We start from the raw sequence: 8,006 nt of genomic DNA on the forward strand, positions 1-8,006 counted from the left end.
GCCTCGTGGGGCGCTCTCGGCCGGACACCGCGCAGCGCGCGCCGGGCGCGGTCGGTGGCCCGGTCCGCCTTGATCGCGTAAGCCCGGTCCAGGCAGAACAGGCGTTCGGCGTCGTCGGTGACGAGCTCCGCGAGCCAGCGCCAGGCGGGCTCGTAGTCGGCGTCCTCGGCCAGCGCCACGCCCAGCAGTTCCCGAGCCCCGGCGGGGTCCGCGGTGCGCAGGGCGATCGCGCGGTGCGTGAGCGTGACGGCGGTGTCGGGCTTTTCAGGCACCGGGTGGACGCTAGGCGGACCACCCGGTGCCCGATCGAGGATCCCCTGACCGGGGGAGAGGTCACTCGTCCTGGCGACCGTCCTCGTCCTCGATGTGCATGGCCGCCTGCTCCGGGCCCAGGGGGTAGCTCCGGCCGGCCTCGTCCGCGACGGCCCTCGGCTCGTCGTCGGTGAGGTCACCGTCGTCGTCGGTGTACTGGGGGCCGGTCGCGTCCCCGGTGCTCAGGTGGTGGTCGGCCGTGCCGCGGTCCAGTCCTTCCTGCTGCTCGGACACCGCTCGCGATCCCTCGTCGGCCATGGTGACTCCTTCCGGGTAGGCACCTGTGGGTCGGACACCCGTGGGTTACCCATCGCTCGTGGGGTATCCCGTCTGTTTGCCCGCGTGCGCGCCGGTGAACCCCGAAAGGCATGACGAGGAGCCGCACGACGGCGGTGTCGGTCGACGCCTGGGGCGTCGACCTGGACGCCGACCTCGGTGTTCCCGACGAACCGGCCGGTGTGGTGGTGTTCGCGCACGGTTCGGGGAGCTCGCGGCACAGCGGGCGCAACCGGGCCGTGGCCGAGGCGCTGCGCCGGGACGGGTACGCGACCCTGCTGCTGGACCTGCTGACCGAGCGCGAGGAGCGGGAGGACCGCGTCACGGGACAACTGCGGTTCGACATCGGGCTGCTGGCGGAGCGGGTGGCGGCGTCGGTGGAGTGGGCGTCGCGGGCCCGCGTCACGCGGGGGCTGCCGATCGGGCTGTTCGGGGCCAGCACGGGCGCGGCGGCGGCGCTGGTGGCGGCGGCCGGGACGTACCTGGTCAAGGCGGTGGTGTCGCGCGGCGGTCGACCGGACCTCGCGGGTCGTGCGCTGGAGCGGGTGCGCGCGCCGACGTTGTTGGTGGTGGGTGGCCGGGACGAGCAGGTGCTGGACCTGAACCGGTCGGCGGCCGAGCGGTTGGTGGCGTCGTGGCGCATCGAGGTGGTCGAGGGCGCGACGCACCTGTTCGAGGAGCCGGGCGCGCTGGACGAGGTGGCCTGGCTGGCGGGCTCGTGGTTCCGCGACCACCTGTGATTCCCGCGGCCACTGCCGACGCGACTGCCCGTGGGACGACCGCTCGTGGCGAGCGAGGACTTGAGCCGACCGGACGCGGTGTGGGCGGGGGTCCGCGTCACGCCGCGCCCGGCCGGCGCGGTCACGGCCTCAGCCGCGCCGCCACTTCTGGTTCGCCGTGCCGCCGCAGTCCCACAGCTGGAGCACCGCGTCGTTGTCCGGGTTCCAGTCCGCGATGTCGACGCACTTGTTCGCCTGCGGGTTGACCAGGTCGCCCGCCGCGGTCAGCACGAACTGCTGCGCCGGGTTGCCGCTGCACGTCGCCACCTGGATCGCCGCCCCGTTGGCGGTCGAGCCCCAGGCCACGTCCATGCACATGTTGTTCTGCGTGCGCAGCGTCCCGCCGGTGGACTCCCACTTCTGGTTCGTGCCACCCGTGCAGTCCCACACGATCAGGCGCTGGCCGTCCGCGAAGTTCCAGTTCGGCACGTCGACGCACTTGCCGTGCCACGCGCTGACGATGCTGCCCGCCGGCCCGGCCGGGGGAGGGCCGCCCGCGCCGAACGGGGTCAGGGTGATGCCCGCCGAACGGGGGTCGCCGTCGTGCACCAGCGACTCCTGCGCCTGCACGTCGTCGAACGCGAACCCGTACGCCCTGCCGTCGACCATGTTCTGGTGCACCAGCCGCGAGTAGTGGTTGGTGATGGAGCCCTTGTAGAAGTCCGCGGGCCCGCCGCCGGGCTGCGTGTCGATCGTGCCGAGCGTGGAGCGGTGCAGCGCGGCGCACAGGGTGCGGGCGATCGGGCCGACGACCTGGTCGTTGGGCGCGGCCAGGGCGCCGTGCCCGCCCCACACGGTCGCCGTGGACGGCTTGGCGAACGACGCCACCTGCCGGCCCGACGAGTCGGTGAAGTTCATCGTGGTGCCCGACGTGCGGCCGAAGTAGCGGATGTCCGGCCGGTCGGTGAACGGCACCACGGTCAACGTCCTGGTGGTGTAGGCGTTCCACGCCTGCGTGATGTACGGGTCGAGGTAGGCGCGGTCGAACAGGCCCGCGTCCGCCGCCTTGCCGGGCGCGAGCACGCGCACCACCGTGCCGTCGGCCCGGGTGCGGACGGTGTTCGCCCAGCCGGCCTGGCCGCGCAGGCCGTTGATCACGTTGTCGCGGCCGTTGGAGACCAGCTCGCCGGTCTTCTTCGTCACGCCGCTCGCGCCCGTCACCGACACCGCGTGCGGCACGGCGAACTGGTCCACCTGGGAGCTGTTCAGCCACAGGCCCGCGTCGTTGTAGGTGAACTCGCTCCAGTCGAACAGGATGTCGCGGTTCGGGTCGCTCGGTGACCACGGCGCGGGCTGCACGAGGCCGTCCGGCGTGAGGAAGAACTTCAACTTCTCCCCGAACGACATGTAGACGCGGCCGGAGATGAACCTCGGCACGCGCAGGGTGGTGCTGCCGCCGTTGGCCGGGCCCGGGATCGACACGTCCGGCGCGGGCACGGGCGGGTTCGCGCCCGGCGACCACGGGGTGAAGGCGCCCGCCTGGTTGACGTACCCGAGCCGGCCGCCGGGGCGGATGTCGGTGCCCAGGACGTACAGGTGGACGGCCTCGGAGCGGCCGCTGTTGTTGGTGACGGTGATCGGCAGCAGGTCGGGCCCGACGGCCGCGGCCGGTGTGGCGGCGGCCAGTGAGGCGGAGGTGGCCAGCGCGGCGAAGGCGCTCAGCCACTTCGTCAAGGTGCGCATCGGTGCGACTCCTCGGTGCAGGACAGGGTCACGCGTCCTCGCGGCCGGGTTCCAGGGCGGCCGTGAGAGCGCTTCCACAAGCGTTGTGCAGTGGTTGGACCAATGTCAAGACCGGATCGTGACGCGGACGACTGGAGTCCGATGTGGAGAGGCGACCAGAGTGGGGGCATGACCTACGACGTCGAGTCCGTCCGCGCCCGCTTCCCGTCCCTCGCCACCGGCACCGCCCACTTCGACGGGCCGGGCGGCTCGCAGGTGCCCGCCGCGGTCGGGGACGCGGTGCGGGACGCGCTGACCTCGTCCCTGGCCAACCGGGGCGTGGTGACCGCCGCCGAACGCGCGGCCGACGCGATCGTGCAGGACGCCCGGCGCGCGATGGCGGACCTGCTCGGCGCGGCGCCGGAGGGCGTGGTGTTCGGGCGCAGCACGACGCAGCTGACCTACGACTTCGCCCGCACCCTGGCCCGCACCTGGCGTCCCGGTGACGAGGTGGTGGTGACCAGGCTGGACCACGACGCGAACGTGCGGCCGTGGGTGCAGGCGGCCGAGGCGGTGGGCGCGGTGGTCCGGTGGGCCGCGTTCGACCCGGCGACCGGCGAGCTGACCGCGGCGGACGTGGCCGAGGTGCTGTCCGAGCGCACCCGGCTGGTGGCCGTCACGGCGGCGTCCAACCTGATCGGCACCCGCACGCCGGTGGCGGAGATCGCCGCCCTGGCGCACGAGCGCGGCGCGCTGTGCTACGTGGACGGTGTGCACCTCACCGCGCACCACCCGGTCGACGTGGAGGCGTTGGGGGCGGACTTCTTCGCGTGCTCGCCGTACAAGTTCTTCGGGCCGCACCTCGGTGTGGTCGCGGGGCGGCCGGAGGTGCTCGCGCCGCTGCGGCCGGAGAAGCTGCTGCCGTCGTCGGACGCGGTGCCCGAGCGGTTCGAGCTGGGCACGCTGCCCTACGAGCTGCTGGCCGGCTGCACGGCCGCGGTGGACTTCATCGCCGGGCTGGTCGAGTCGACGGGCGACCGCCGTGCCCGGATCGAGGCGTCCCTGACGGCCGTGGGCGAGCACGAGGACCGGTTGTGCGGCCAGGTGGAGGCGGGGCTGGAGTCGTTGCCGGGTGCGGTCGTGTGGTCGCGCGCCCGGTCGCGCACGCCCACCGTGCTGGTCACCTTCGCGGACCACGCGGCGGCCGACGCGTACCGGTACCTGGCCGGGTTGGGCGTGAACGCGCCGGCGGGGTCGTTCTACGCGATCGAGACGTCCCGGTGGCTCGGGCTGGGCGACACCGGCGGGCTGCGGATCGGCCTGGCCCCCTACTCGACCGACGCCGAGGTGGCCCGGTTGCTCGACGGGCTGGCCGGGTTCCTGCGCTCGGCCTAGCCGCCATCCGGTCGGGCGCGGCGCGGGCCGGTCGGGTCGGCGCAGGTCGGTCAGCGGTGGCGCGGGCCGAACCTCATGCGCAGGCGGTCGACGGCGACACCGAGCAGCGGGCGGTGGGGCAGCAGCCAGGCCAGCGGGCCGTCGGGGGCGATGTCCCAGGCGGCCCGCGCCGGGCTCACCCGACCGGTCGCGCGCAGTGGCGTGCGGGCCAGGCCGTCACCGAACGCCTGCCACGTCGACACCGCCACCGGCAGCCGCACGCCGAACCTCGACGCCCTGACCCGGACCGAGGCGATCGGACCCTGCGAGTCACGGGCGGACGCGGCCAGGTCGTCGCCCCACTCGAAGTCGGCCACCTCCTTCGGGATGCCCCACAGCGCACGACCGCCCGCCAGGGAGACCGGGCTGTCCACCCAGATCCGGGCGATCGACACGCCGATCCGGAACCCCCGCCGCACCAGCACCGCCGCCAGCACCTCGTGGTAGGCCAGGCCGGGCGGCCGGTAGTCGACGAACGCCGTGCCGACCAGCGCCCGCCCGGCCACCGTCACCGGGCGCACCGGCAGCGGTGGCAGCGCGGTCGCCGGGACCAGCCACGCGGACACGCAAGCCCGACCGTGCAGCACCCACGGTTCCGGCGGGAAGTCCACCATCGAGGCCCCTCACCCCGGCCGCCGAACGCGCCGGACACGCTCACCATCGTCGGATCGACCACCACCCGCCACCCTGCCACCGATCGCGCGTTTGGGTCGCCCGTGCCGTGCGCCGCCGGTCGACCGGACCGGCTGGTGGGGATCCGCCGTTGGAGATCGGCGGCTGCGGCAGGCGACTGCCCGGCACGTCCGTGCCAGGGCCGGACCACGGCTCGTTCGAATGACGGCCGGTAGTCACCGGCCCAGGCCGCGACGGGCGCGGGTCGGTGGTGGCGGGGCGTCGGTGGTCGGGCCGGTGTCGAGGCTCGTGTAGGCGTCGAGCCAGCCGGTGGCGCGGTAGTCGCCGCGCCTGGTGAACACGGCGACCCCGGTCGCGGTCGGCTCGTCGTCGTCGGCCACCGGGGAGGGGAGGGTCGCGCCCGTGCCGCCGGTGACCGTCGCGGTGTCGGTGTGGGCGGCCAGGGCGTAGTTCGTCGTGCGCTCGCGCAGCAATGCGGTGTAGCCGGCGTGGTCGAGGACGCACCCCGCCGGCGACCGCCCCGGTGACCAGTCCGGCGCGCGGACACCCCGGGCTACCGCCGAGCGCCACAGGTCCGGCACGACCTCCCGCAGGTGGGCGCGGGTCGCCATCTCCTCGCACATCCACAGCAACCGGCCCGCGCCGCGGCCCGGTGCCAAAGCCCGCCAGCGGACCCGGTGGTCCAGGTCGGCGGCCACCACGGCGATCCACGGGTGCACGGTGCCCAGCACGCCCTGCGCGGCCAGCCACGCCAGGAACCTCGGCGCCTGCTCGTACACCGGGTGCAGGGTGGCCATCGGGATGCCCCCGGCCACCCGGCGCCCGCGGGCCTTGCCGCCGCCGAACAGGTGCGGCGACCGCGCGGCCAGCAGCAGCGCCGCCCACGCCAGGTCGCCGGGCGCGGTCGTCGTCTGCGAACCCAGGCCCTTGACCGACGTCGTGTTGGTGATCTGCGACGTCTTGCCGCCCGCCTTGATCACCGTGGCCACCGCGGGCCGCACCGGCTCCGGCACCGGGATGCCCGCCAGGTCCCGCACCGCGACCGACAGCACCAGGCTCAGCGCGTTCTCCGCCTCGTCCGGGTCGTGCGGCACCGGCAGCAGGCCGAGCGTGCGGCGCAACCGGTGCCCGGTGTGGGTCGACACCATCATCCGGGCCGTCAGCCTGCCCAGCTCGGTGATCGCCAACCGGCCGTCGTTCGACGTCAGGTGCCCCTCGTCCACGAGGAACGACACGGCCTCCTGCACCGGCTCCAAGTCGTCGTCCCCCTGCGCGTGCGCCAGCGTCTCGACCCACCACGCCTGCGCGTCGTCCATCGTGCCGATCCGCCCCTGCAGCACCTCGGCCAGGACGTGGTCGGGCAGCGAGTCGCGGATCCGCGAGTAGACCGAGTACCCGGCGACCAGCCTGGTCTGCCAGTCGGCGCGCTGCGTCTCGTCGACCACCAGGTACGACCAGCCCTCGGTCTCACCGGCGCCGATGCGCCCGGCCCGGCCGAACATCTGCAGCACGGTCGAGGTGTCGATGGGTTCGCCGCCGATCGACACGTCCCGCACGATCACGGCCCGCGCGGGCAGGTTCACGCCGGCGGCGACGGTGGACGTGGCGACCAGGACGTCCGCCTCCCGTGCGCGGAACGCCCGTTCAGCGGCGTGCTTGTGCTCGTAGTCGGCGTAGTGCAGGCGGACGCCGACCTCCGCGCAGGCCTTCGTCAAGCCGTCGACGTCGTCGGCGGCCACGGTGTGCACGGGTGCGCCCCGGTCGGCGGCGATCGCCATCGCGGTGGAGCGCACGTTGCGCTTCGAGCCGCAGAACACCAGCACGCTGCCGCCCTCCGCGGTGTGCCGGTGGGTCAGGTCGAGCACGACCTGCTCGCGCAGGCGGTTGTTCGCGGTGAAGCCGGACGCGGCCGGGATCGTCGGCAGCTGCCACGTCACCCGGGACGGTCGCCAGGTCGTCGCCACCAGGTCCGCTTCGAGCCACTCGGCCACCTCGGCGGCGTTGGACACCGTCGCGGAGAGCCCGACGATCCGGACCGGCGAGTCCGTGCCGCGCACGCGGGCCAGCAGCGCTTCCAGCAACGCGCCGCGGCCGGGGCTGCCGAGCAGGTGGATCTCGTCCACCACCAGGCAACCGACCTCACCGAGGGCCGCCTGGAGCGAACTGGCCCGGCAGATCGCCTCGAACTTCTCCGTGGTGGCGACCCAGAGGTCGGCCGCCTTGACCGCTTCCACGTCGACCGCGTACTCGCCGGACAGGCGTTCGACGCGCAGGCCCTCGGTGCGCCACGTCTCCAGCTCGCGGTCCAGCTCGTCGGTGAGCGAGCGCTGCGGGACGAGCCAGGCGGCCTTGCGCCCCTCGTGCAGGATCGCCTTCAGCACGGCCAGCATGCCCATCGCCGTCTTGCCCGCACCGGTCGGAGCCGTGATCAACAGGTGGGAGTCACCGTCCACCAGGTGCGGCGCGGCCTGGGCCTGCGCGGGGTTGAGCACGGGGAACGGCAGGAACCGCGCCCAGTCGTCCGGCACGTGCCGCCGCACCGGCACGGGGTCGGGCACGTCGCCCGGGTCGACCGGTTCGTGCAGGTCCCACAACATCCCGAAGGCCAACCGGGCCGCCCGCGCCCCGTCACCGCCCACCGACTCGCACCGCTCCGGCACCACCCCGCCGACGTCGGACAGCCAGGCGGTGGCCGACGTCGCGGACACCTCCTCCTGCTCCAACCAGTGCCGCACGGCCCGGAACGGCACTCCGGCGTCACCCAGCCGCGCCCGCAACCCGTCGAACTCGGGCCGGTCGGGCAGCACGACCCGCGCGTCCACGCCGGGCGGCACGGGCGGCACGTCCATCGCCGGGTCGACCGCCTTGCACCACCACCCGGGACGCGACTCGAGCGCCGCCAACGCCGGC

7 protein-coding genes are annotated in these 8,006 nt (G+C 74.3%); 2 read left to right on the top strand and 5 right to left on the bottom strand.

Annotated features, from left to right (window positions below; genetic code table 11):
* Together AB0G02_RS22995 and AB0G02_RS23000 are read right to left on the bottom strand one after the other, a co-directional pair.
* A partial coding sequence (locus tag AB0G02_RS22995) for a hypothetical protein (protein WP_360797523.1) occupies nt 1-272 on the bottom strand: 272 nt, incomplete at its 3' end.
* A gap of 61 nt (nt 273-333) precedes the next feature.
* Complete coding sequence (locus AB0G02_RS23000) at nt 334-570, bottom strand: hypothetical protein (protein WP_360797524.1); 237 nt, start codon at nt 568-570, stop codon at nt 334-336.
* A gap of 110 nt (nt 571-680) precedes the next feature.
* On the opposite strand from AB0G02_RS23000, the gene AB0G02_RS23005 reads away from it, so the two are divergent.
* Nucleotides 681-1,328: an alpha/beta family hydrolase gene (locus AB0G02_RS23005; protein WP_360797525.1), complete on the top strand. Its 648-nt coding sequence runs from the start codon at nt 681-683 to the stop codon at nt 1,326-1,328.
* Nucleotides 1,329-1,457: 129 nt separating this feature from the next.
* Here the strand turns inward: AB0G02_RS23005 and AB0G02_RS23010 are convergent, their stop codons facing one another.
* Entirely contained in the window at nt 1,458-3,050 is a 1,593-nt protein-coding gene (locus AB0G02_RS23010; RefSeq protein ID WP_360797526.1) for a beta-1,3-glucanase family protein, read from the bottom strand.
* Between the two features lie 168 nt (nt 3,051-3,218).
* Between AB0G02_RS23010 and AB0G02_RS23015 the strand changes: the two genes are divergently transcribed.
* Entirely contained in the window at nt 3,219-4,424 is a 1,206-nt protein-coding gene (locus tag AB0G02_RS23015) for a cysteine desulfurase-like protein (protein ID WP_360797527.1), read from the top strand.
* 50 nt (nt 4,425-4,474) lie between these two features.
* Here the strand turns inward: AB0G02_RS23015 and AB0G02_RS23020 are convergent, their stop codons facing one another.
* Nucleotides 4,475-5,077, bottom strand: coding sequence for an acetoacetate decarboxylase family protein (locus AB0G02_RS23020; protein WP_360797528.1), 603 nt, complete (start codon nt 5,075-5,077; stop codon nt 4,475-4,477).
* Nucleotides 5,078-5,311: 234 nt separating this feature from the next.
* The coding region (locus AB0G02_RS23025) for a DEAD/DEAH box helicase (protein ID WP_360797529.1) at nt 5,312-8,006 on the bottom strand (2,695 nt) is incomplete at its 5' end.

Source organism: Actinosynnema sp. NPDC023658 (genome assembly GCF_040639995.1).
Taxonomy (GTDB): domain Bacteria; phylum Actinomycetota; class Actinomycetes; order Mycobacteriales; family Pseudonocardiaceae; genus Actinosynnema.